General features: G+C 68.3%; 22 protein-coding genes. 17 read left to right on the plus strand and 5 right to left on the minus strand.

Annotated features, from left to right (window positions below; genetic code table 11):
* The first annotated feature begins 91 nt into the window (after positions 1-91).
* On the plus strand, positions 92-1,471 hold the full coding sequence (locus tag FK531_RS12660; protein WP_142099833.1) for a hypothetical protein: 1,380 nt from the start codon (positions 92-94) through the stop codon (positions 1,469-1,471).
* On the opposite strand, the gene FK531_RS12665 is transcribed toward FK531_RS12660, so the two are convergent.
* Both FK531_RS12665 and FK531_RS12670 read right to left on the minus strand, forming a co-directional pair.
* On the minus strand, positions 1,468-1,848 hold the full coding sequence (locus FK531_RS12665; RefSeq protein WP_142099835.1) for a VOC family protein: 381 nt from the start codon (positions 1,846-1,848) through the stop codon (positions 1,468-1,470). The genes FK531_RS12660 and FK531_RS12665 overlap by 4 nt on opposite strands.
* 3 nt (positions 1,849-1,851) lie before the next feature.
* Positions 1,852-2,301: a hypothetical protein gene (locus FK531_RS12670; RefSeq protein ID WP_142099837.1), complete on the minus strand. Its 450-nt coding sequence runs from the start codon at positions 2,299-2,301 to the stop codon at positions 1,852-1,854.
* A gap of 102 nt (positions 2,302-2,403) precedes the next feature.
* Here FK531_RS12670 and FK531_RS12675 point away from each other — a divergent pair, with 102 nt between their 5' ends.
* On the plus strand, positions 2,404-4,731 hold the full coding sequence (locus FK531_RS12675; protein WP_142099838.1) for an arylsulfatase: 2,328 nt from the start codon (positions 2,404-2,406) through the stop codon (positions 4,729-4,731).
* Here FK531_RS12675 and FK531_RS12680 read toward each other — a convergent pair.
* Positions 4,728-5,354, minus strand: coding sequence for a TetR/AcrR family transcriptional regulator (locus tag FK531_RS12680; RefSeq protein ID WP_142099840.1), 627 nt, complete (start codon positions 5,352-5,354; stop codon positions 4,728-4,730). The genes FK531_RS12675 and FK531_RS12680 overlap by 4 nt on opposite strands.
* 104 nt (positions 5,355-5,458) lie before the next feature.
* Here FK531_RS12680 and FK531_RS12685 point away from each other — a divergent pair, with 104 nt between their 5' ends.
* The 9 genes from FK531_RS12685 to FK531_RS12725 all read left to right on the plus strand — a co-directional run bounded on the left by FK531_RS12685 (position 5,459) and on the right by FK531_RS12725 (position 15,294).
* A complete protein-coding gene (locus FK531_RS12685) occupies positions 5,459-6,250 on the plus strand; it encodes a 3'(2'),5'-bisphosphate nucleotidase CysQ (protein WP_142099842.1) in 792 nt (263 codons plus the stop codon).
* Entirely contained in the window at positions 6,247-7,167 is a 921-nt protein-coding gene (cysD, locus tag FK531_RS12690; RefSeq protein ID WP_142099844.1) for a sulfate adenylyltransferase subunit CysD, read from the plus strand. The genes FK531_RS12685 and cysD overlap by 4 nt, the downstream gene beginning before the upstream one ends.
* On the plus strand, positions 7,167-9,068 hold the full coding sequence (gene cysN, locus FK531_RS12695; RefSeq protein ID WP_142099846.1) for a sulfate adenylyltransferase subunit CysN: 1,902 nt from the start codon (positions 7,167-7,169) through the stop codon (positions 9,066-9,068). Before cysD ends, cysN begins: the two co-directional genes overlap by 1 nt.
* A 46-nt stretch (positions 9,069-9,114) precedes the next feature.
* Entirely contained in the window at positions 9,115-9,474 is a 360-nt protein-coding gene (locus FK531_RS12700; RefSeq protein WP_142099848.1) for a nuclear transport factor 2 family protein, read from the plus strand.
* 26 nt (positions 9,475-9,500) lie between these two features.
* On the plus strand, positions 9,501-10,283 hold the full coding sequence (locus tag FK531_RS12705; RefSeq protein WP_142100245.1) for an SDR family oxidoreductase: 783 nt from the start codon (positions 9,501-9,503) through the stop codon (positions 10,281-10,283).
* Between the two features lie 23 nt (positions 10,284-10,306).
* Positions 10,307-11,452 carry a sulfotransferase family protein gene (locus tag FK531_RS12710; protein ID WP_142099850.1) on the plus strand — a complete coding sequence of 382 codons (1,146 nt, stop codon included), beginning with the start codon at positions 10,307-10,309 and terminating at the stop codon, positions 11,450-11,452.
* Between the two features lie 35 nt (positions 11,453-11,487).
* Entirely contained in the window at positions 11,488-12,549 is a 1,062-nt protein-coding gene (locus FK531_RS12715; protein ID WP_142099852.1) for a DUF1214 domain-containing protein, read from the plus strand.
* Between the two features lie 122 nt (positions 12,550-12,671).
* Positions 12,672-14,285, plus strand: a complete 1,614-nt coding sequence (locus tag FK531_RS12720) for an ABC transporter substrate-binding protein (protein ID WP_142099854.1) — start codon at positions 12,672-12,674, stop codon at positions 14,283-14,285.
* A gap of 130 nt (positions 14,286-14,415) precedes the next feature.
* Positions 14,416-15,294, plus strand: coding sequence for a TIGR03619 family F420-dependent LLM class oxidoreductase (locus FK531_RS12725; protein ID WP_142099856.1), 879 nt, complete (start codon positions 14,416-14,418; stop codon positions 15,292-15,294).
* Between the two features lie 54 nt (positions 15,295-15,348).
* Here the strand turns inward: FK531_RS12725 and FK531_RS12730 are convergent, their stop codons facing one another.
* Complete coding sequence (locus FK531_RS12730; protein WP_142099858.1) at positions 15,349-16,242, minus strand: 1,4-dihydroxy-2-naphthoyl-CoA synthase; 894 nt, start codon at positions 16,240-16,242, stop codon at positions 15,349-15,351.
* Positions 16,243-16,313: 71 nt separating this feature from the next.
* Between FK531_RS12730 and FK531_RS12735 the strand changes: the two genes are divergently transcribed.
* The 4 genes from FK531_RS12735 to FK531_RS12750 all read left to right on the plus strand — a co-directional run bounded on the left by FK531_RS12735 (position 16,314) and on the right by FK531_RS12750 (position 19,345).
* Positions 16,314-16,952, plus strand: a complete 639-nt coding sequence (locus FK531_RS12735) for a PaaI family thioesterase (protein WP_142099861.1) — start codon at positions 16,314-16,316, stop codon at positions 16,950-16,952.
* A 2-nt stretch (positions 16,953-16,954) separates the two neighbouring features.
* On the plus strand, positions 16,955-17,740 hold the full coding sequence (locus FK531_RS12740; RefSeq protein WP_435531050.1) for a 2-phosphosulfolactate phosphatase: 786 nt from the start codon (positions 16,955-16,957) through the stop codon (positions 17,738-17,740).
* Positions 17,737-18,729 carry an o-succinylbenzoate synthase gene (locus tag FK531_RS12745; protein ID WP_290367623.1) on the plus strand — a complete coding sequence of 331 codons (993 nt, stop codon included), beginning with the start codon at positions 17,737-17,739 and terminating at the stop codon, positions 18,727-18,729. The genes FK531_RS12740 and FK531_RS12745 overlap by 4 nt, the downstream gene beginning before the upstream one ends.
* A gap of 169 nt (positions 18,730-18,898) precedes the next feature.
* Positions 18,899-19,345: a DUF6918 family protein gene (locus FK531_RS12750; RefSeq protein ID WP_142099863.1), complete on the plus strand. Its 447-nt coding sequence runs from the start codon at positions 18,899-18,901 to the stop codon at positions 19,343-19,345.
* A gap of 62 nt (positions 19,346-19,407) precedes the next feature.
* Here FK531_RS12750 and FK531_RS12755 read toward each other — a convergent pair whose 3' ends face one another.
* Positions 19,408-20,223 carry a siderophore-interacting protein gene (locus tag FK531_RS12755; RefSeq protein WP_142099865.1) on the minus strand — a complete coding sequence of 272 codons (816 nt, stop codon included), beginning with the start codon at positions 20,221-20,223 and terminating at the stop codon, positions 19,408-19,410.
* Positions 20,224-20,409: 186 nt separating this feature from the next.
* Here FK531_RS12755 and menD point away from each other — a divergent pair, with 186 nt between their 5' ends.
* Together menD and FK531_RS12765 are read left to right on the plus strand one after the other, a co-directional pair.
* Positions 20,410-22,065: a 2-succinyl-5-enolpyruvyl-6-hydroxy-3-cyclohexene-1-carboxylic-acid synthase gene (gene menD / locus FK531_RS12760; RefSeq protein ID WP_142099867.1), complete on the plus strand. Its 1,656-nt coding sequence runs from the start codon at positions 20,410-20,412 to the stop codon at positions 22,063-22,065.
* Positions 22,062-22,475 carry a DUF3592 domain-containing protein gene (locus FK531_RS12765; protein WP_142099869.1) on the plus strand — a complete coding sequence of 138 codons (414 nt, stop codon included), beginning with the start codon at positions 22,062-22,064 and terminating at the stop codon, positions 22,473-22,475. Before menD ends, FK531_RS12765 begins: the two co-directional genes overlap by 4 nt.
* Positions 22,476-22,507: the final 32 nt, after the last annotated feature.

Consider the following 22,507-nt stretch of genomic DNA (forward strand, 5'->3'; position numbering starts at 1 on the left):
TCCTCAGTAGGTGAGTTGTTCGGGTGCCGACTCTGGTGTACTCGTCGCGGGAGCGGCGCCCTGCGCGCGGCGTGACGGAAGGGGATCCGCGATGGCGGACTCAGGGTCGGACGACGCGCTGACCGGCGACGAGCGCAGCGAACTACTGCGGCTGCGACGAGAGGTCGCGGAACTTCGCGAAGCGAAGCAACGGCCGGAATCGACTGGGGCGGTAGCGCAGGGGATTTCGGAACCGGCACGCCGCGGGCACCCGGCCCTGCGATGGACCGCCACCGGACTGCTGCTGGTGCTCGTCGCGGTACTCGGCTACGCATCGGTGGTCGCGCGGTTCGCGCGCAGCGAGGTCCTCGACACGGACCGGTACGTCCAGACCGTCACCCCGCTGGCCGCCGACCCGGTGCTGCAGGCCGAGCTGGCGAATCAGATCACAGATCAGATCATGACCCGGGTCGACGTGGAGAAGATGACGGCCGACGCCCTCGGCGCCCTGACCGAGATCGCTCCCCGCGTGCCGTCCGCGGTGGTCGGGCTGGCCCCGGTGATTGCCGGCCAGGCCAAGTCCTTCGTCCACGATGCGGCCTCGTCGCTGGTCACCTCGAGCCAGTTCGAGACGATGTGGATCGAGGCCAACCGCCAGGCGCACCAGGAACTCGTCGCGGCAGCCACCGGCGACACCTCGGGCAGCGTGAAGGTCAACGACAAGGGTGAGGTGAGCGTCTCGCTCGCCGCGATCATCGACACCGTGAAGTCCAATCTCGTTCAGCGCGGATTCTCGTTCGTGGACAAGCTCCCCGACGTCAACGCAACGTTCGTGATCTTCGAATCCGCCGACCTGGTGAAGGCGCAGCGGGCGGTCTCGGCGCTGCAGAAGGCCTCGACCGTGCTGCCCTGGCTGACCCTGCTCGTCGCGGTCGCGGCGGTGTGGGCGGCGCCGAAGAACGGCCGCCGGCGGGCGCTGTCGCTGGTGGGCGCGTCCCTCGCGGTGGCGATGGCGCTGCTCGCCGTCTCCATCAGCATCGGGCGGTCCGTCTACCTGGGCGCGATCCCCTCGGACGCGCTCTCACCCGATGCGGCGGCGGTGCTGTTCGACACCCTGATCGTGCCGCTGCGCACCACGCTGCGCGCGGTGTTCGCGGCGGCGGTGGTCGTCGGCATCATCGGCTACCTGTCCGGCACCTCGACCTCCGCCGCCGCCGTGCGCCGGGCGTACCGGCGGGGGATGGATGCGCTGCGGGCGCCGAAGGAGGGTCGCGAGCCGAACCAGATCGAGCGGTCGGTGGCCACCTTCCGGATGCCGCTGCGGGTGGCGATCATCGTGATTGCCATTGCGACGGTGGTGTTCTGGCGCTATCCGTCCGGACTCGTCGTGGTGGTGACCATCCTGCTCGCCGCGCTGGCTCTGCTGGTGGTCGAACTCGTCGCCCGCCCCGCTCTGCCCCGCCGGGAGTCGGCGCCACACCCCTCGGGTTAGCGGGTGTCCCGACGCAGCGGGTGGTCCTCGGGCACCTGCACGAGCACGATCGGGACGCCTTCCGGGTCGGCGATCCACATCTCGTGCAGGCCCCACGGCTCCTGTCTGGCCGCCCGGACGATCGCCACCCCGGCGCGCTCGAGTTCGAGCTGGGCTTGGATCAGGTCGCGGACCTGCAGCCAGATCGCGCCGTCGAAGCGGGACCCGCCGCCCGAACCGCCGTGTGCGGCAATCTCGATCAGCGACTGTCCGGCGTAGAACACGGTGCCGCCCGGGTACTCGCGCGCCACCGCCAGGCCGAGCGCGCGCCCGTAGAACGAGAGGGTCGCGGGGTAGTCGGCCGGGCGCAGGATGACTCGGCTGCTGAGGATCTCCACTACTCATCCCTCCTGGATCGGGCGGGCCTCGTGGCCGGATCGGCCGTGGGTGCGGCGACCTTCCTTCATCTCCGCCTCGTACACGTGGCGGCGGCCGTCGAGTACCTCGTCGCGGGCGGTCTGCTCGAAGGCGCGGAACTCCGACCAGTAGCCGTCGTCGAACTCCTCGACCGCCTGGAAGGTCCAGCGCCCGGGCAGCACGTTGCGGCCGAGTAGTTCCTCACGTAGTCGCGCGGCCAGGTCCTGGTGGCCGGCTGCGGCCAGCGCGTCGACCGCGTCGCCGAGCTGGTTGTCCGCGTGGCCGATCAGCTGATGGAACTCGTAGAGGTGGCCGCGGGCCCGTTCGACGGTCTCGAGCGCCTCGGTCAGACGGCCGACCGCCGCGACGTCGGCGTCGGTGACGCCGTCGGGGCGGCGGTGCTCGGGGGCAGGCTGCTCGCGGTCGAAGCCCATCCGACCAGTGTGCCCGAAACGCCGCGACACGACGTTTCAACGTGTTGAAGTGGTGGGGTCGAAAGCTCGACTGTTTCGCTAGGCGGCGAGAGGACAGAGCACATGAGTTCGACCGTGATCGCAGACCCCATTTCCGGCGGCGACACGCTGCCGTTCCCGCCGACCCCGTCGGGCAGCGTGGCCGGCCGGACCATGCAGGAGTCGGTGTACAGCCCCCGCGAGAAGCCGCGCCGACTACCCGACGACGCTCCGAACGTCATCATCGTGCTGATCGACGATGCCGGTCCGGGCTTGCCGAGCGCTTTCGGTGGGGAGGTGAACACCCCGACGCTCGAGAAGGTGCTGGGCGAGGGCGTGGGCTACAACCGCTTTCACACCACCGCGATGTGCTCGCCGACGCGGGCCTCACTGCTCACAGGTCGAAACCACCACCGCGTCGGCTACGGGCAGATCGCCGAGTTGGCGAACGACTGGGACGGCTATTCCGGGCACATCCCCCGCTCCAGCGCCACTGTTGCCGAAGTGCTGCGGCACTACGGCTACAGCACGGCGGCGTTCGGGAAATGGCACAACACCCCGGCCGAGGAGACGACGGCGGCCGGGCCGTTCGACAACTGGCCGACCGGTGTGGGTTTCGAGTACTTCTACGGTTTCCTCGCGGGTGAGGCCTCGCAGTACGAGCCGAACCTGGTACGGAACACGACGGTGGTGCTGCCGCCGAAAACCCCCGAGGAGGGCTACCACCTGAGCGAGGACCTCGCGGACGACGCCATCGGCTGGCTGCGCAGGCATCAGGCGTTCGAGGCGGACAGGCCCTTCCTCATGTACTGGGCGAGCGGCTGCCTGCACGGGCCGCACCACGTGATGAAGCCGTGGGCCGACCGGTACGCCGGCAAGTTCGACGACGGCTGGGACGCCTACCGGGAGCGGGCCTTCGCGGGCGCCAAGGAGAAGGGCTGGATCCCGCCCGAGGCGGAACTGACCGAGCGTGACCAGACCATGACGGCGTGGGACGACATCCCGGACGACGAGAAACCGTTCCAGCGGCGGCTGATGGAGGTGGCCGCCGGCTACGCCGAGCATTGCGACGTCCAGGTGGGCAGGCTGCTCGACGAGGTGGATCGGCTCGGTTACGGCGAGAACACCGTCGTCATGTACATCTGGGGCGACAACGGTTCGTCGGGCGAGGGGCAGAACGGCACCATCAGCGAACTGCTCGCGCAGAACGGTATCCCGACAACCCCGGCCCAGCACATCGCGGCGCTCGAGGATCTCGGCGGGCTCGACGTGCTCGGATCTCCCAAGACGGACAACATGTACCACTCCGGGTGGGCGTGGGCGGGCAGCACGCCGTACAAGGGCATGAAGCTGCTCGCCTCGCATCTCGGTGGCACCCGCAACCCGATGGTGGTGCGGTGGCCCGCGAAGGTCGACCCGGATCCGGTGCCGCGCAGCCAGTTCCTGCACTGCAACGATGTGGTTCCCACGCTGTACGAGATCGCCGGGGTCACGCCGCCGCGGACGGTGAACGGATTCCCGCAGGACCCCATCGACGGTGCCGGGTTCGCCGAGTCGTTGACGGACCCGAATGCGAAGGCGGGCAAGCTCACCCAGTATTTCGAGATCATGGGCAGCCGTGCGATCTACCACGACGGCTGGATGGCGTCGGCCTTCGGGCCGAGGGCACCGTGGGTGGCGGGACTGCCGCCGGGGATCGGGGAATGGAGCCCGGACGACGACACCTGGGAGCTCTACAACCTGGACGAGGACTGGACCCAGAACCACGACCTCGCCGCCGATCACCCGAAGAAGCTGGCGCAGCTGCGCGAGCTGTTCGCCATCGAGGCCGCCAAGAACGAGGTGCTTCCGGTCGGTGGCGGGCTGTGGGTGGTCGCCATGCATCCCGAGATGCGGATCGCGCCGCCGTACCGGAAGTGGGACTTCTCCGGTGACATCACCCGGATGCCCGAATTCTGTGCTCCCGCACTGGGCAACAAGAACAACCGGGTGACGATCGAGCTCGAGGCGAACCACCAACCGCGCGGCGTCCTCTACGCACTCGGCTCCAACTCGGGCGGACTCACCTGCTTCGTGGACGACGGGTACCTCTGCTACGAGTACAACCTGTTCATCCTGATGCGCACCAAGATTCGGTCCGCCGACCGGCTTTCGCCGGGCACCCACAAGATCACCGTCGACACGGAGTTCGTCGAGTCGCGGCTGGGCGGGCCGCTCCGGGTGGTGCTCGCGGTCGACGGCGCGACCGTCGCCGAGGGTACGGTTCCGATCAGCGCGCCGCTGCTGTTCACCGCCAACGACTGCCTCGACATCGGCACCTGCCTCGGGTCGCCGGTGTCGCTGGACTACCGCGACCGGGCCCCGTTCCCGTTCACCGGGCGCATCGAGAGGGTGCGAGTGGAGTACACCTAACCGGCAGCGCCCGGTGCGGTGATCCCGCGCGTGATCACGGCGGCGGAGAACTCGGCGAACTCCGTCGCGTCGAGATTCGGCGCCCACCTGTTGACGATGGTGTCGGAAACGCCCATCAGTCCCGACAGGACGAAGCGGATGAGCGCCGGATCGTCGAGCAGCGTCCGGCCCTCCGCCTCCGCGGCCTCGAGAAGCGCCCGGCGGAGTTCCTCGTTGTACTGCTCCGCGGTCACGCGCAGTTCGCGAACGGACTCGCGTTCGGACCGGGTGGCGCCCTCGATGTCGCGCCAGGTTGCCGTCATGCGCCCGACTCGCGCCCACTGCCGTACCGAGTTCGGGATGACCGCCGCGATCAGCGAGGCGACGCCGCCGTCGCGGGGCAGCGCGGCCACGTAGGCGGTGGACTCGAGCTGGCTCTCGTTGAGCAGCGCGATGAAGATCTCCTGCTTGTCCGCGAAGTACTGGTAGATCAGGCCGGTGCTGGTGCCGGAACTCTTCGCGACCGACCTGATCGTGAGCGCGGAGTAGCCACCCTCGTCCAGCAGGGCCGCCGCCGCGTCCAATGTTCGCCGCCGCCGCGCGCCCGCGTCGCCGTAGATCGACTTGCCGTTCGATTCGCTCACCGCGTCACCGTATCCGTCCAGTTCGGGGCAGGCCTGCCCGCTTCAGAATGAACAATGTTCGATCTAGTATTGAACATTGTTCATTCTGTGGCTACAGTCACAGCATGACCACAGATGCCGCGGCCCTCACGCCGCATCCCTCGACCGTCGGCGGCTCCGTCGAGGACCGTGCTGCAGCCGAGATCGCCACCGCTGCAGGGCAACTCCTTCTGGCGTATCGACTGGACGCCGAGCGGGCGGGTCTCGACCCGGCCGAGGTGCGCGGCGCGGGCGACCGGCTGTCGCACGAGTTCCTCGTCGCCGAGCTGGCGCGGCGGTTCCCGGCCGACGTGGTGCTCTCCGAGGAGGGTGCCGACGACCCGGCCCGGCTCGCCGCCGACCGGGTCTGGATCGTCGACCCGCTCGACGGCACCCGCGAGTTCGGCGAGTTCGGTCGTACCGACTGGGCCGTGCACGTCGCGCTCGTCGAGAACGGGCTGCTCACCGCGGGCGCCGTCGCGATGCCTGCGCTCGGGACCACCTACTCGACCGTGGACGTGGCCGGACCTGCCGGGCCGCTGCCGCGAGCCCCTCGCGTCGTCGTCAGCCGTACCCGCAGGCCCGAACCGGTGATGGCGATGGCCACCGCGCTCGGCGCCGACCTGATCGAGATGGGCTCGGCCGGTGCGAAGGCGATGGCTGTGGTCCGCGGCGACGCCGACATCTACGCCCATTCCGGCGGCCAGTACGAGTGGGACTCCGCCGCCCCCGTGGCCGTCGCACGCGCTGCCGGACTGCATGTTTCCCGTATCGACGGGTCCGAACCGATCTACAACCAGGAAAACCCCTGGCTGCCCGACCTACTGATCTGCCGCCCCGAACTGGCCGGCACCGCACTGGAGGCACTCGCGCGATGAGCAGTCCCACAACCAGCAAGACCCTGACCCATCTCGAACGGCTGGAGGCCGAGAGCATCCACATCATGCGCGAGGCTGTCGCCGAGAGCGAGAACCCCGTCATGCTGTACTCGGTCGGCAAGGACAGCGCTGTGATGCTGCACTTGGCGCGCAAGGCGTTCTACCCGTCGCGGCTGCCGTTCCCGCTGCTGCACGTGGACACCACGTGGAAGTTCCGCGAGATGTACAAGCTGCGCGAGGAGACCGCTGCGGCCGGCGATCTCGACCTGCTGGTGTACAAGAACCCGGAGTGTGTGGAGAAGGGGATCAACCCGTTCACGCACGGCTCGGCGACGCACACCGATATGTGGAAGACCGAGGGACTCAAGCAGGCCCTCGACCACTACAAGTTCGACGCGGCGTTCGGTGGCGCCCGGCGCGACGAGGAGAAGTCCCGCGCCAAGGAGCGCGTCTTCTCGATCCGCTCGGCCGAGCACCGGTGGGATCCCAAGCAGCAGCGCCCGGAGCTGTGGCGGATGTACAACGTCCGTAAGTCGCCCGGCGAGAGCCTGCGCGTGTTCCCGCTGTCGAACTGGACCGAACTCGATGTGTGGGAGTACATCCGGCAGGAGAACATCCCGATCGTCCCGCTCTACTTCGCCGCGAAGCGGCCCGTCGTCGAGCGTGACGGGGCACTGATCATGGTCGACGACGACCGGATGCCGCTGCTGCCCGGCGAGGTGCCCGAGCTCAAGAGCGTGCGGTTCCGCACCCTCGGCTGCTACCCGCTCACCGGCGCGGTGGAAAGCACCGCCGAGTCGCTGACCGACATCATCCAGGAAATGTTGCTGACCACCACATCCGAGCGCCAGGGTCGCGTGATCGACCACGACAGCAGCGCATCGATGGAGAAGAAGAAGCAGGAGGGTTACTTCTGATGACAAGCCCGTCCAATCTGATTGCCGACGACATCGAGCAGTACCTCGCCCGGCACGCGAACAAGTCCATGCTCCGCTTCATCACCTGCGGCAGCGTCGACGACGGCAAGTCCACCCTCATCGGCCGGCTGCTCTACGAGTCGAAGCTGGTCTTCGAGGACCAGCTGACCGCGCTCGAGGCCGACTCGCGCAAGAGCGGCACGCAGGGGGAAGGGCTCGATTTCGCGCTCCTCGTCGACGGTCTCGCGGCCGAACGTGAGCAGGGCATCACCATCGACGTCGCCTACCGCTACTTCTCCACCGAGCAGCGCAAGTTCGTCGTCGCCGATACCCCGGGCCACGAGCAGTACACCCGCAACATGGTCACCGGCGCGTCCACCGCGGACCTCGCGGTGATCCTCATCGACGCCCGCAAGGGTGTGCTGACCCAGACCCGCAGGCACTCCTACCTCGTCTCGCTGCTCGGCATCCGGCACGTGGTGATCGCCGTCAACAAACTCGACCTTGTCGACTACTCCCAGCAGGTGTTCGACGAGATCGTCAGCGAGTACACGAGTTTCGCGAACGAGATCGGCCTCGCCAACGTCGTCGCCATCCCGATGTCGGCGTACATGGGCGACAACCTCACCGACCGGAGCCCGAACACCCCCTGGTACCAGGGCCCGACGCTGATCGAGCACCTCGAGACCGTCGAGATCTCCGAGGAACTCGCGGGCAGCCCCTTCCGGATGCCGGTGCAGTGGGTCAACCGTCCCGACCTGGACTTCCGCGGCTTCTCCGGACAGATCGTCAGCGGCGTCGTACGGCCGGGCGACCGGGTGCGGGTGCTGCCCAGCGGCAAGGAATCCGCCGTCGCGCGAATCGTCACGATGGACGGCGACCTGGACGAGGCGCCCGCGGGCCGCTCCGTCACCATCACTCTCACCGACGAGATCGACGTCAGCCGCGGCGACGTCCTCGCCGCCGCGGACGCACTGCCCGGCGTCGCGGACCAGTTCGAGGCGCACGTCGTGTGGATGGGCGAGCACGAGATGCTGCCCGAACGCCCGTACCTGTGTCAGATCGGCACGATGACCGTGCAGGCCCGGATCACCAAGCCCAAGTACAAGGTCAACGTCAACACCCTCGAGAAGACCGCGACGAACACGTTGGCGCTCAACGAGATCGGCGTCTGCAACATCAGCTTCGACCGGCCGGTGCCGTTCGACGCCTACAGAGCGAACCGCGACACCGGCGGGTTCATCCTTATCGACCGGCTCACCAACACGACAGTCGGTGCCGGCATGATCGCGCACTCGCTGCGCCGGTCGGACAACATCCACTGGCAGGCCGTGGACGTGAACGAGCAGGCGCGCCAGACGCTGAACGGCCATCGCCCGCAGGTGCTGTGGTTCACCGGACTCTCCGGCTCGGGCAAGTCCACCATCGCCAACGAGCTCGAGCGGCAGCTGTACGCGCTGGGCTGCCACACCTACCTCCTCGACGGCGACAACGTCCGGCACGGTCTCAACCGCGACCTGGGCTTCACCGAGGCGGACCGGGTGGAGAACATCCGGCGTGTCACCGAGGTCGCCCGGCTGATGGCCGACGCCGGTCTGATCGTCCTGGCGTCCTTCATCTCTCCGTTCCGCGCCGAGCGTGAGGCGGCGCGTGAGCTGGTCGGGTCCGACCAGTTCTGTGAGGTGTTCGTCGACACCCCGATCGACGTCGCCGAGCAGCGGGATCCCAAGGGCCTCTACAAGAAGGCACGTCGCGGGGAGCTGGCGAACTTCACCGGTGTCGACTCGCCGTACGAGTCGCCGGAGCATCCCGACTTGCGGATCGACACGACCGCGACGTCTCCGGAGGAGGCGGGCAGGTTGATCATCGAGCACCTGCGCGGCCGCGGCGTCATCGCCTGAGTGCGTTTCCCGAGTACCCACCCACCCATCACGGAAGGAGCGTTCCTTGCTCTCGAGAGACGAAATCTGTTCGGTAGTCGAGTCGTACGTGAAGCACCTCGGCAACCACGACGTCGACCAGCTGGTCGCGCTGTTCGCGGACGACGCCGTTCAGCACGAGCCGCTCGGCGTCCGGAGCTACCGGGGCATCGAGGAGATCCGCGGGTTCGACACCGAGAACGCGAAGGTGGACTTCACGGTCAGCCGCTACTCGCCGATCGTCGTCACCGGCCGGTACGCGTCGATGCAGCTGCGGATCCAGCGTGAGGGCATGCCCGACTTCCTCGCCAGCGATCTCTTCGAGTTCGACGACGACGGCCGGATCGTCTCGCTCAGTGTCGTGCTCGATCCGCAGGCACGGGTGTGACGGCCGCCGAGTTGGTGGCGCCCACGATGCCGGCGATGCTCGAGGGCAAGGTCGTGGTCGTCTCCGGGGTGGGTACGGGGCTGGGACGCTCGGTGGCCGTCCGCGGCGCGCTTGCCGGTGCCCGGGTCGTCCTGGCCGCACGGACCGAGTCGCGGTTGACGGAGGTCGCCGACGAGATCCGCGCCCTGGGCGGTACCGCGGTGACCGTACCGACCGACCTCACCGACGACGCGTCGGTGACGAACCTCGCCGAGTCGGCGCTCGAGGAGTTCGGAGTCGTCGACGCGGTGGTGCACAACGCTTTTGTGCAACCACCGCACGAGCGGGTGCTCGACGCAGATTTCGAGACGATCCGGCAGGGCCTGGACATCAACCTGCTGGCGGCACTCAACCTGACCCGGAAGCTGGCGCCCGCGCTGGAACGGTCCCAGGGGTCGGTCGTGATGATCAACTCGATGGTGCTGCGCAACCAGTTGCCGAACTTCGGCGCCTACCGCGTGATGAAGGCCGGGCTGCTCGCCCTCGCGCGCAGTCTCTCGGTCGAGATGGGTCCGATGGGTGTCCGGGTGAACTCGGTTGCGCCGGGCTACATCTGGGCGGATCGGGTCAAGCGGATGGTTGAGAAGCAGGCTGCCGAGCGCGGCGTCGACCCGGCCGTGGTCTACGCCGAGATCGCCGCGGGTACCGATCTGCGTCGGCTGCCCGAACCGGACGACATCGCGAATGCCGTGCTGTTCCTCGCGTCCGATCTCGCTCGGGCGATCACCGGGCAGTGCCTGGACGTCAACTGCGGCCACGCCCACCACTGATCGACTCTCACAAGGACTTGACGATGACACACGACTACGCCGGCATCGGATCCATCGAGGACCTGCAGCAGGCTGCCCGCGAGCAGGCGGGGTACGACGACTTCGGCGGCGACGGTTACGTCGAGGGGCTGACGGTTCTGCTCGACTCGTTCGAGAAGGAGGCCGACCTCACCCCACAGGGGAAGGCGATCGCACGAAAGATGATCACCGGAGCGCTCGCGGGGCGCTTGACCAGCGAGGCCGGGTTCGCGAAATACCCCGAGCACGTAGATGTTCCGATCGAGCGCCCGATCTTCGTGGTCGGGTTGACCCGGACCGGCAGCACCGCGCTGCACCGGTTGCTCGGCGCGGACCCGGCGCATCAGGGTGCCGAGATGTGGCTCGCCGAGACTCCTCAGCCGCGTCCCCCTCGCGACGAGTGGTCGGAGAACGCGGACTACGTGCGCTCCGACGCCTTCTACCGGGCACGGCAGGCGAACGAGGCGGACCTGATGAAGGTGCACTTCATGGGAGCGGAGGAGGTCGAGGAATGTTGGCGTCTGCTGCAGCAGACGATGCTGTCGACCGCGTTCGACACCATCGCGTACGTGCCGAGCTACACCCGGTGGCTTGCCGAGCAGGACTGGACCGAAACGTACGCGCGGCACAAGAAGAACCTGCAGTTGATCGGGCTGAACGATCCGGACCGACGGTGGGTGCTCAAGAGTCCCAGCCACGTCTTCGCGATCGACGAGATCATGAAGGTCTACCCCGACGCGCTGCTCGTTCGCACCTTCCGGGATCCGCTGACGTCGATGGCGTCCACCTTCAGCCTCGCGGAGCAGGGCGGACACGGCATGTCGAAGGCCTTCGACCGCCCGGCCATCGGGCGCACCCAACTCGACCTGTGGTCGCGCGGTAACGCGCAGTTCAACGCGGCTCGTGCCCGATACAACCCGGACCAGTTCATCGACGTCGACTACAAGGACTTCTTCGCGGATTCGGTCGGCACCGTCGAGAAGATCTATTCGCAGTTCGAGCTGCCCTTCACGGACGAGGCTCGCGCCGCTGTGCAGGCGTCGCACGAGGCCAGCCTCGCCGACCATCGGCGTCCGTCGCACCGCTACTCGCTCGAGGAGTTCGGCGTGACGGCCGCCGATGTCGAGGCGAAGTTCGCCGCCACCGTCTGAACAGTCGAAACATCAACCAGAACAGGGATACTCACATGAACGCCACTTGGGAAAAGTTCTGCACAGACCTGCTCGAGGTCGGAAGGATCCTGGACGACGACATCGTCCCGCAGGACACATTGACGCAGGCCGAGGGAGTCCGGTACCTGAGCCGGCTGCTGCGCTACGCGACGATCAACTGCGTCGAGTACACCGATCCGCGGTGGCCGCAGTTCACCTCGGCCCCGAACCCGAACATGATGACGAAGATCGGCGCCGACAACCCGGACAACATCTACATGCGCGCCAACATCTCCGGGAAGTACAGCTACCGGATCACCGGGACCCGGGGCACGGTCTCGCTGATCACCTTCGGCTCCCGCGTCAATCGGTACCACATCGACGGCACCATGCTGCAGACCGGCGACCTGCACATTCACGACCTCGAGGTCGACGAGAACGGCCGCTTCGAGTTCATCGCCAGCGTGGACGAGCCGGCCGAGGGCGCCTGGCTGCCGCTGGCGGTGGACAGCAACCTCATCTCGGTTCGGCAGACCTACGCGGACCGGCGTGCCGAGGTGCCCGGCGAGCTGTCCATCGAGTGCCTGAACCCCGACGGTGAGTTCGTTCCCCTGACCGAGGAGGAGTTGGGGCAGCGTCTGGACCGCTCGATCGGCATGCTGAAGGGGTCGGCGGCCACGTTCCTCGAGTGGTCGCGCGACTTCATGCCGCAGCCCAACGAGATCTTCGACCGCGGCCAGGAGCAGTTCCAGAAGGCGGGCGGCGATCCGACGATCTTCTACCTGCACGGGTACTGGAAGCTCGCCGAGGACGAGGCGTGGGTCATCGAGACCGAGGTCCCGAACTGCGAGTACTTCAACTTCGTGCTGCAGAACTTCTGGGTGGAGTCCCTCGACTACAACCGGACGAACATCTACATCAACAACCACACCGCGAAGCTGAACGACGACGGCACCCTCACGATCGTGGTGGCGGCGAAGGATCCGGGTTACGGCAACTGGATCGACACGGATTCGCATGCCGAGGGTACGTGGGCGATGCGCTGGATCAAGGCGGACTCGCACCCGATCCCGACCTCGAAGGTCGTCAAGATCTGAGGCAGAGCAGCTCACCCGGTCTTGTGCGAACAGTCGTGCTGCGCGGTCGTTTCGGCCGCGCAGTACGACCTCCCGTTGCGTAGGGGAAGGTTCGCCGGACCCTACACAGTATTGGGAATCGTATGCACACCAGAATAATTCGGTCCGGCACTCGCCTGATTGCACTCGCCATTGCCGGTGCACTGTTGTTGACCGGCTGCGCGTCGAGTAGTGGCGACGCCTCGGGCGCAGGCTCCCTGGCCGGCAGCGGTGCGGCAGGCTTCGTAGGCGCACACGACGGCGGAGAGCCGGTTGACGGAGGCGTTCTCACCTTCGGGTCCTATTCATTCCCCGCGGTGCTGGATCCAACCAAGACTCAATCCGCCGGCTCGACCGGCGGGACCGAAATGGCCGCAATCTACGACACGCTCGTGCGCAGTGACTTCGCAGCCGGGAGCTTCGTGCCACAGCTGGCGAAGACGCTGACGAGCAACGGCGACTTCACGGTGTACATGCTCACCCTCCCCGACGGCTTGACCTTCAGCGATGGAAGCGCCCTCGACGCGCAAGCAGTGAAGTGGAGCATCGACCGATTCGTGGCGGCCAAGGGCGATGTGTCGCAGTCCTGGTTGAACATCGTGGACAGAGTCGACACCCCGAACGCCACCACCGTCGAGTTCACGCTCAAGAGACCGTGGAATCAGTTTCCGGCCTTGTTGTCGATGGGCCCCGGAATGGTCGTTGCTCGAAGCTCCGAGGCCAACGGAACGTTCACCCCGATCGGGGCGGGTCCGTTCACCCTGGCCAAGTTCACGCCGCACGAGGAATTGGTCCTTGCTGCGCGCAAGGACTATCAGGGTGGTAGACCTCCGCTGGACACACTGCGATTCGTTCCCACCTCGGGCGCTCAGTCTCAGTACGAGTCACTGAAGAGCGGCCAGATCAACATGACGTACATCCTCCGGGACGAAGGTGTCGTCAAACAGGTTCTCGACGACGGGTACTCCGGGTATCTCAGTCCCACCGGTCAGAACGGACTCGGCACGATCAACAATCGCGAGGGCAGGCCTGGGGCCGATGTTCGCGTCCGCCAGGCCATCGCGTACGGGGTGGATCCGGAGGCTCTCAATACGCGTGCGAACAATGGATTGGGCACCGCCAGTTCTGAACTCGTCCCGAAGGCGTCACGTTGGTACAACAACACCGCAGGCATTCCCTTCGATCCGACGAAGGCGAAGACACTGCTGGATCAAGCGAAGGCAGACGGGTACGACGGCAAACTCCGCTACCTCGCAACCTCAGAGCCCAGCACCCAGGCCACGGCGTTGACGGTGCAGGCGTCACTGAACGCAATCGGCTTCGACGTGACCATCGACTACGCAACCGACGTGACCGACTTGGTCCGCAGGGTGTACAGAGACCATGACTTCGACATGACCAGGGGCGCGGCGCCGGTCGGCGAAGAAGCGCCCTACCTGAATCTGTACAACAGCATGGCGAGCGACTCGAAGAACAATGCTTCCGGGTTCGCGGACCCGAAGATGGACACACTGATCACGGCGGTCCAGACCGCGCCGACCGAAGACGCTGTTCGTGACGCCATCAGTCGGGTGCAGGAGTACGCCAACCTGACGGTGCCTTACGTGATCTGGGGCCCGGCGACGGTACTGACCGCGTGGGACGCGAACGTTCACGGCGTCAAGCGCGACATCGCGGACATGATGTTCTTCGACAAGGCCTGGATCTCGCCGAAGTGACCTGACGAGGGGTTGGCCGGGGCCGGTCTCGACCGGTCCCGGTCATCGGAATCGCTGAGCGATTCCGTACCGCCCGACAATACGGTCGGCTGTGAACTGTCGGTCGAGCAGCGAAGAAGATGGTGGAGCGATGAAGTGGTCGTTGGCGGGCGCGATGATCGACGCCCTGGATCTGTGCGAGTTGGCTCAGGTTGCGGAGGAAGTGGGATTCGACAGCATCTCGCTCTCCGATTCGGTGTTCTACCCCGAGCACGTCTCGGCTCCCTATCCGTACTCGCCCGACGGCAAACGGATGTGGGCGCCGGAGGCTCCGATGCCGGACCCCTTCATCGCCATGACTGCAATGGCCGCCGTGACCAAGCGAATTCGCTTCTACACCAACGTGCTCAAGCTTCCGCTGCGAGACCCACTGCTCACCGCGAAGCAGCTCTCGACCATGGCCGTGATGTCGGGCAACCGGATAGCGGTCGGTGTCGGGCTGTCGTGGATCCCCGAGGAGTTCGCGTTCACCCGAACCGACATGCGGACACGGGGCGCGCGCACCGACGAGGCGATCGAGATCATCAAGGCGGTGTGCGCCGGGCGCGGACCGGAGTGGGTCGAATTCCACGGCAAGCACTACGACTTCGATCGGCTGATGATCAGCCCCGCACCCGATCGCGCATTGCCGGTGTACGTCGGCGGTCACAGCGAGGCCGGCCTGCGGCGGGCGGCCCGGCTCGGGGACGGGTGGCTGTCGGTCAACACGGAGATCGACGAGCTGACCGCCGCGATCACCCGGCTGGGTGAGCTGCGCGCCGAATACGGACGCAGCGACGAGCCTTTCGAGATCAACGCCTCGCCGACCGGGATCCGCGACGTCGACGACTATCGCGCGCTCGCGGAACTCGGCGTCACCGAGGTCCGGGTCTCGCCGTGGCATCTCTACGGTGCGGACTTCACCGACGCGCAGGCGCGCCTGGATGCGGTTCGCCGCTTCTCCGACGAGGTCGTCAACGCGAAAAGCTAGGGGGTCCACACCTGTTCGGCGAGCCGGAGTCGGCTCGCCGAACAGGCCTGCGACTCAAAAATACCAGGGGTAGGGGGACCAGTCCGGGTCACGCTTCTCGAGGAACGAGTCCCGCCCCTCGACGGCCTCGTCGGTCATGTACGCCATCCGGGTGGCCTCGCCTGCGAAGAGCTGCTGGCCGACCAGTCCGTCGTCCTGAAGATTGAAGGCGTACTTGAGCATTCGCTGCGCCTGCGGCGACTTGCCGTTGATCTTGGCTGCCCACTCGATCGCGACGTCCTCGAGTTCTGCGTGGTCGACGACCTTGTTCACCGCGCCCATCCGGTGCATCTCCTCGGCGGTGTACGTCTCGCCGAGGAAGAAGATCTCACGGGCGAACTTCTGCCCCACCATCTTTGCCAGGTAGGCACTGCCGTAGCCGCCGTCGAAGCTGCCCACGTCGGCGTCGGTCTGCTTGAACCGGGCGTGCTCGCGGCTGGCGAGCGTCAGGTCGCACACCACGTGCAAGGAGTGCCCGCCGCCCGCAGCCCAGCCGTTCACGAGGCAGATCACCACCTTCGGCATGAAGCGGATCAGTCGCTGCACCTCGAGGATGTGCAGGCGGCCGGCGCGGGCCTTGTCCACGGTGTCCGCGGTCTCGCCGTCGGCGTACTGGTAGCCACTGCGCCCACGGATCCGCTGGTCGCCGCCGGAGCAGAACGCCCAGCCGCCGTCCTTGGTGCTCGGGCCGTTGCCGGTCAGCAGCACCGCACCGACGTCGGAGGTCATCCGCGCGTGGTCGAGCGCCTGGTACAGCTCGTCGACGGTGTGCGGACGGAAGGCGTTGCGCACCTCCGGGCGGTTGAACGCGACGCGGACAGTGCCCTGCGTGACGTGCCGGTGATAGGTGATGTCGGTGAGGTTCTCGAACCCGGGGACGGGGCGCCACAGCTGCGGATTGAAGGTCACGGTGCCCAAGGATATGCCCCGGGTACGCGACCGACGTGCGTGCGCCGAAAAGCCCGGGTTACCGTGCAGGGATGAGCGAGCAGCGCGAGAAGACCGACGACTACGACCATCACGGCGGGTTCCCGGTTTACAAGGCCGCGGAGGACGGCGGCGGCCCCGACTTCGGCCGGCTGATCGAGGCACTGCGCACCGTGCAGGACCTCGCGGTGTCCACCGCGCCGCCCGCCGACGTGGTCAAGCGGGCGGCGGACCAGGCTGAGGCGCTCGCCGCGCTGCTCGAACCGCACCGCGTCCCGGAAGGCGCCCAGATCGGCGGCCGCTGCATGAACCTGCCCGGCCGCGGCAGCCTGCTGATGCTCCCGTGGACCATCGAGAAGTTCGACGACACCGGCGTCCGCAGCACCGGGGTGTTCCGCCGGTTCCACCTCGGCGGGAACGGCGCCGCGCACGGGGGCACGCTGCCACTGGTGTTCGACGATCTGTTCGGCATGATCACGCACGCCTACGGTCGACCGATCAGCCGCACTGCGTACCTGCACGTCAACTACCGCAGCGTCACCCCGATCAACCGGAAGCTCGTCATCGAGGGCCAGGTGGACCGGGTGGAGGGGCGCAAGACCTTCGTCAGCGCCCGCATGGTCGACGAGAACGGCGTCCTGGTCGCGGACTGCGAGGCCCTGATGCTGGTGCTGCTACCAGGGCAGCCCTGACCGTGAGCGGGCTGCACGGGGAGGACGGGCGCCTGCCGCCCGCCCACCGACAGGGGGACTACCGGGTCCGGTTCGACTGGGGCCCCGCCGGTGCGGCCGCGCTGGTCCGGGACTGCGACGTCGCTGTCGTGGTGGACGTGCTCTCGTTCACCACCACGCTCACCGTCGCTCTCGACGCGGGCACCGCCGTCTACCCGTACCGCTGGGACCCGAGTTCGGCCGCGGGGTATGCCGCCGAGCGGGATGCGGTGGTCGCGGTCGGGCGGTCCCGGGCCGCGGCGGGCGAGATCAGCCTCTCGCCGGCCTCGGTTCGCGCGACGCCGGCGCCCGCCCGGCTGGTGTTGCCGTCCCCGAACGGGTCGGCGCTGTGCTTCGGGCTCGCCGAATCGGGAGTCGAGGTGGTCGGCGCGTCGCTGCGTAACGCGAGCGCGGTGGCGACGTGGGTGCGCGAGAGCGGGGCGGACCGGGTCGCGGTGATCGCGGCGGGGGAGCGGTGGCCGGACGGCACCCTGCGACCCGCGGTGGAGGACCTCTGGGGTGCGGGCGCGGTGCTCTCGGCCCTCGGTGTGGCACAGGACCGGTGCGCGCCCGAGTCGCGTTCGGCGGCAGAGGTGTTCGTCGCGTCCTCAGGGGACCTGACCGCCCGGCTGCGGGACTGTGCGAGCGGTCGGGAGCTGATCGAGAAGGGATTCGCGCAGGATGTGGAGATCGCCGCCGAGTTCGATGCCAGCGCGGTCGTGCCCGTGCTGCGCGGCGAGGCCTTCGTGGACGCGGCGGTGACGGCGTGAGTGCGACTGCGCCGGGGCTGGACGAGCTCCTCGCCGCCGCCACCGTCGTCTGCCTGCCGATGCGGGTGCGCTTCCGCGGCATCACCACGCGCGAGGTGCTGCTGCTGCGCGGGCCGGCGGGCTGGGGTGAGTTCGGGCCCTTCCCCGAGTACGACGACCGCGAGGCCGTGTCCTGGCTGCGCTCGGCGATCGAGTGTGCCTGGCAGGGTCCGCCGCCCTCCCAGCGCTCGCAGGTGCCGGTCAACGCGACCGTGCCCGCGGTCGACGCGGCGCGGGTGCCGGAGATCCTGGCCCGCTTCCCCGGAGCTCGCACCGCGAAGGTCAAGGTCGCGGAGCAGGGTCAGAGCCTCGCGGACGACCTGGCACGGGTGGCTGCGGTCCGCGAGCACGTCGAGCACGTCCGCGTCGACGCCAACGGCGGCTGGAGCGTGGCAGAGGCGGCGACCGCGCTGACGGCGCTGACCGCCGACGGCGAGCTGCAGTACGCCGAACAGCCCTGCGCGAGTGTTCCGGAACTCGTCGAGCTGCGGCGCAGGCTGACCGGCCGCGGGGTCCGGATCGCCGCGGACGAGAGCATTCGGCGGGCGGAGGACCCGATGCGAGTGGTCCGGGCGGGTGCGGCGGACGTCGCGGTGGTGAAGGTGGCGCCGCTGGGCGGCATGCGCGCACTGCTGCGACTGTCGGAGGAGCTCGCCGCGCACGGTGTTCCGGTCGTCGTGTCGAGTGCGCTGGACACGGTGGTCGGGATCGGCGCCGGGCTGGCCGCGGCCGCGGCACTGCCGGACCTTGAGTTCGCATGCGGGCTCGGCACCGGAAGCCTGTTCGAGGCGGACGTCGCTGCGCCGCGCCCGTTGCGCGACGGAGTCCTGGCCGCGACGCTCGTGGACCCCGATCCGGAACGGCTCGCCCAGCTGCAGGCGCCGGGCGAGCGGACGGACTGGTGGCTCGCCCGGCTGACGCGCTGTCACGGGCTGCTCGGCGGGCACTGAGCCGCCGCGTCGCCGCGTGCCCCGAATGTGCTGGAGTGTTGCCAGCGAAATGTCGGGACGGGAATCGGGGAGTGGCAGATGTGAACTGAGTGACTGGTGTGTACTGGGGGGTCGTGCCGTCGTATAGGGTCTGGCCTCGACATCCCAGTCAACATCGGAGGCATTGAAAGTGGTTGCAGCACTGAACGAAACCCTGCTCGACCCGTCGCGGCTGCCGGCCGTCGTCGCGGACGTGCAGGAGCTGATCGACGCGGAGGTCTCGGACAAGTCCGGCGCCTCGGGTCTGGCCCTCAAGGGCGGCTACGGCGCCGTGAAGAAGGTCGGACCGTCGATCGTTCCGGACGCGGTCGAGGGACTGCTGCCGGGCTTCGTGGCCCGTCTGGAGCCGTTCTGGCAGGACTTCGGCACGGCCGGTGCCGCCGGATTCGGCGAGTTCCTCACCGCCCGTGGCGACGAGGTCGCGGACGCGCTTCTCGGCGTCACCGACGAGAAGATTGAGGGCACCAGCAAGAGCGCCGTCAAGAAGGTCTACTCGAGCCTGCGGCCGTCGGCCAAGAAGAACGTCGTCGAGGCCCTGCCCCGGCTCGGCGCGCTCGTCCAGAAGCACGCAAGCTAGGCAGCTCCGCTGCCTGTGAGTACTTCTGGCCCCGATGGGGACCAGAAGTACTCACAGGCGCGTCAGCGCCAGTACCCGGTGAAGGCGATGTCGGACTTGGGGATGTGGCGGTCGTTGACGAGATGCCGTCGCAGTCCCGTGGACAGCTCGCTTTCGCCCGCGACAAAGGTGTACGACGGGCCGTCCGGCAGTCGCGCCGACCGCACGGTTTCCAGTGCCAGCCGGCCGGGGCGCGCATGGGGGTCCGACCGCACCAGCCAGTGCAGGTTCACCCCGGCAGGGGCCGCGACCTCCTGAGCGTCGTCGGCGTGCGCGATCTCGATGTACGCCTCCGCTCGCAGATCCGCGGGCGCCGAGCCGAGAATTCCGAGGATTGCCGGCAGTGCGCTCTCGTCGCCGACAAGTAGCTGCCACTGGGCGTCCGGCGTCGGGTTGTAGATCAACCCCTCGTCGAGCAGGGCCATCTCGTGGCCGGGCGCGGCTGCGTTCGCCCACTCCGACGCGGCCCCCGAGCCGTGAACTGCGAAGTCGATGTCCAGCTCCGGCACCTCCTGGCCGAAGGTGGCGTGCTCGGCGGTGCGGAACGCGCGCACCGTGTAGTTGCGCTGCACCGGCCGAACACTTTTCGGAGTCGCGAGATACTGGGCGTACCAGAGGTTGCTGGTCGCGCTGGGCAGTCTCAGTTCGTTCCCCGTCGCTCCTGTCGCCGGGATGAACATCCGGAACCACTGGTCGAACCCCATCGGGCGCAGCCGGCGCAGATCCTCGCCGCCGACCGTCACCCGGACGAAGTTGGGGCTGATCTGCTTGCTGCCGAGCACCCGTGCCCGAAGGAACTCGCGGTGCTCGGGTTTGACGAATTTGGTGCGCTTGGCCATGCCCCACCTCTACTCCGGGTTGAATTCAGGCAAGGCTAACCTATCGATCTGGGTGGTTTGCTGCACCGGGTTCACGGACGGCCCGGCCCTCGATCACGTGCGCACCGTCGCCATCGTGCCAGCCGGCCGCGGCCCGTGGCGGTGCCGACGGTGGCGTGGCGCGTGTCGTCTGACACCCTGGAAGCCGTGAATCCGTCCACCGCCCAGGCCACCGCCGTAGTCGACGAACTGATCCGCGGCGGGGTCCGTGACGTGGTGTTGTGCCCGGGTTCGCGCAATGCGCCGCTGGCCTTCGCGCTGCAGCGCGCCGACTCCGCCGGGCAGCTGCGGCTGCACATGCGGATCGACGAGCGCACCGCCGGCTTCCTCGCGCTGGGCCTGGCGATTGCCGACCGTCGCCCGGTACCGATCGTGATGACGTCGGGCACCGCCGTCGCGAACCTCGGCCCGGCCGTCCTCGAGGCCAACTATGCGCGCGTGCCGCTGGTGGTGCTCAGCGCCAACCGTCCCTACGAGATGCTCGGCACCGGCGCGAACCAGACCGTCGAGCAGCTCGGACTGTTCGGCAGTCAGGTCCGCGCGACCATCAGCCTCGGACTGGCCGAGGAGAGCGGCGACACCGGGCCGGCACGTGGACTCCGCGCGCACGAACAGAACAGTCAGTGGCGCTCGGCGGTGTGTCGGGTGCTCGCGGCGGCCCGCGGCACCCGGTCGGGCAACGCCGGCCCCGTGCACTTCGACATTCCGCTGCGCGAGCCGCTCGTCCCCGACGTGCACCCGCACGGCCCGGTCCCCGAGGGCAGGCCCGGCGGCGCGGCCTGGACCACCACCGAGCACGCCACGCTGGACGTCCCGCTCGAGCTCGACCTCACGCCGGACACCGTGGTGATCTCCGGGCACGGCTCGGGCCACCGCCCCGAACTGGCGGGTCTGCCCACCGTGGCCGAACCGACGGCCCCGCTGCACGGTGTGCCGCTACATCCGCTGGCGCTGTCGCAGCTGGGTCCGCGCCAGGCCGTCATCACCGGGCGGCCGACACTGCACCGGCCGGTCGCCAAGCTGCTCGCGGACCCGAGGGTGTCGGTGTACGCCCTGACGACGGGCCCGCGCTGGCCCGACGTCTCCGGCAACGTCCTGGCCACGGGCACCCGGGCGGTGATCTCCGGGGCGCCGGAGCAGGCCTGGCTCGACCGCTGCCGGCACCTGACCGAGCATGCGGACAAGGCTGTGCGGCAACAACTTTCGGCTCACCCGCACGCGACCGGACTGCACGTGGCCGCGGTCGTGATGGACGCGCTCTCCGTTGGCGACCAGCTGGTCCTCGGTGCCTCCAACCCGGTGCGGGATGCAGCGCTGGTCAGCTACCCGCACGACGGCGTCCGGGTGCTGTCCAACCGCGGCGTCGCGGGTATCGACGGCACCGTCTCCACCGCCGTCGGCGCCGCGCTGGTCGCGGAACGCACCGGCACGCGGACGGTCGCGCTGATGGGTGACCTGACCTTCCTGCACGACGCGTCCGGGCTGCTGATCGGTACCGGCGAACCCCGCCCGACGGATCTGACGATCGTCGTGGCCAACGACGACGGTGGCGGCATCTTCGAGCTGCTCGAGCAGGGTGACCCGCAGTACGCGGGCGTCTTCGAGCGGATCTTCGGCACCCCGCACGGCATGGACCTGTCCGCACTGTGCGCGGCGTACCGGATCGCGCACCGCGCGGTGAATGTCGAGCAGTTGGCGGTCGCGCTCTCGCAGCCGAACTCCGACGGCATCCGGGTGCTCGAGGTCGCGACCGATCGGTCCGGCCTGCGCGAACTGCACGCCGCTGTGCGGGCCCAGCTGTGACGCCGAAGACCGCTCGCCGGGTCACCCGCGGTGTGCTGGTCGTCGCGATCGGCATTTCCGCGCTCGCGGTGCTGCTGGTGCTCGCCGCCTGGCGCAACGACCACACCATCAACTCGGACAAGGGCGTCGCGACCGCCGAGGTGCTGTCCGCGGGCACCCGTCGTTCCGCGGTCAGCTTCGTCACCCCGGACGGCGTCACCCACACGCCGCGACTCGGTGTGCTGTACCCGACCAAGCTGACGGTCGGGCAGCGGATCGACGTCGAGTACGCCCGCTCCGACCCGGACCTGGTTCGGGTCGCGGGCCGGGACGCCCGGGTGGCGCTCGTCCCGGCGGGCTCGGTGATAGTGGTGACCTGGATCGTGGCGCTGCCGGTGCTGTGGATCGTCCGGCGCCGCACGGTCGGGTAGACCAGAGGTTCGCCGGAACTTTCCCCGACCGT

Origin of the sequence: Rhodococcus spelaei (assembly GCF_006704125.1) — a bacterium.
In the GTDB taxonomy this organism is placed as follows: domain Bacteria; phylum Actinomycetota; class Actinomycetes; order Mycobacteriales; family Mycobacteriaceae; genus Rhodococcus_G; species Rhodococcus_G spelaei.